Raw genomic sequence first — 1,549 nt, forward strand, 5'->3', positions numbered from 1 at the left:
CATGCCTTGCACGTCACACACCAACGCGGTGGCGTTGGGCCGGAGCGCCGCCTGCTCGGCGATCAGCTCGTGCAGGCTGCGCTCGGCAGGGAACTGCGCCGGCGCCGGGTTCCAGGCCTCGACGATGTGCTGTCGGGCCGCGGCGTCCAGCACGGCCAGATCACCGAGCGCCTGGCCCGATTGGCTAACGAGACCTTGCAACAGGTACGCAAAGTGTCGGGCAATCTGCTCCACATCGGCACGCCCCAGGCAGGCACGATCATAGGCATAGTGCACTTCCAGTCGCTCACCCAGGCCCACTATCAGCGTCAGCGGGAAGTTGGTCTGCTCACGGTTCAGCGCCTCAGAGAACACCAAACCTGCTGGCGCCCCCTGCTGCAATGCTTCGGCCACCGGGTAGTTCTCGAACACCAGCAAGGTGTCGAACAGCCCTTCACCGCCGTTGCCGGCCCAGCGCTGAATCTCGAACAGCGGACTGTGTTCGTACTCGCGCAGCGCCAGGTTTTGCGCCTGCAGCTGAGCCAGCCATGCCCCCACCCGCTCTGTCGGCGACGGCTGGGCCACCACTGGCAGCGTGTTGATGAACAGCCCCAGCTGGCTTTCGACCCCCGCCAATGCGGTCGGGCGCCCGGCAACCGTGGCACCGAAGCTGACGCAGTCCTGTCCGGTATAGCGCTGCAACAGCAACAGCCAGGCCGCCTGCACCAGGGTGTTCACCGTTACCCGTTGTTGCCGGGCAAAGTCGCTCAGCACTTGCGTGGCCTGGCGATCCAGCACCTGGAAGTGGTCGCCATGCCCTTGCCCCAGCGCCGCCTTGTCCACACGCAGCGCCTGCACCAGGCGCGTCGGCTCGGCCAGCGCCTGCAACTGCTGCTGCCAGAACTCGGCACTGCGCTGGCTGTCCTGGCGCTGCAGCCACTCGATGTAGTCGCGGTAGCGGCCCGGCTGGCGCTCGACCACTTGACCGGCGTAGTGCTGCAGCACCTCGCCCAGCAGCTGCGAGTTGCTCCAGCCATCCATCAGAATGTGGTGGCTGGTGTAGATCAACTGGTGGCTGTCTTCGTCGCAGCGGATCACCGCCAGGCGTAGCAGGGCTTCGTCCTGCAACGCGAAACCACGTTGCAGGTCCGCCTCGGCCCAGCTGTCCAGGCTCGCTTGCAGCGCCGGCTGGCTGCGCCAGTCCAGCGTCACGAACGGGATTTCGACCTGGCGACGGATCACCTGCAGCGGCTGCTCGAAGGTGGTCACGAAACTCGCCCGCAGTACCTCATGGCGGTCCACCGCAGCCTGCCAGGCCTGCTGGAAACGCGCCACATCCAGGCCTTTCACATCCACCCGCATCTGGTTCAGGTAATGGCCTTCGCCTTGTTCGTAGAGGGTGTGGAACAGCATGCCCTGCTGCATCGGCGACAGCGGGTAGATGTCCTCCACCTCGCTCAAGGCGATCGGCAAGCTGTCCAGCTGTGCCTGGTTCAGCCCGGCCAGCGGGAAGTCCGATGGCGTCGCCCCTTGGTGCTCGCGCTGCACGCAGTGCGCCACCACGGCCTCC

The 1,549-nt window shown here is 66.0% G+C and carries 1 protein-coding gene; it reads right to left on the reverse strand.

Annotation, left to right across the window (positions count from 1 at the left end):
- Positions 1-1,549 (reverse strand): condensation domain-containing protein (locus QQL85_RS26405; protein WP_284368787.1); only part of this gene is annotated, 1,549 nt, incomplete at both ends.

It is taken from the genome of Pseudomonas putida, assembly GCF_030159595.1.
Classification (GTDB): Bacteria; Pseudomonadota; Gammaproteobacteria; order Pseudomonadales; family Pseudomonadaceae; genus Aquipseudomonas; species Aquipseudomonas putida_AC.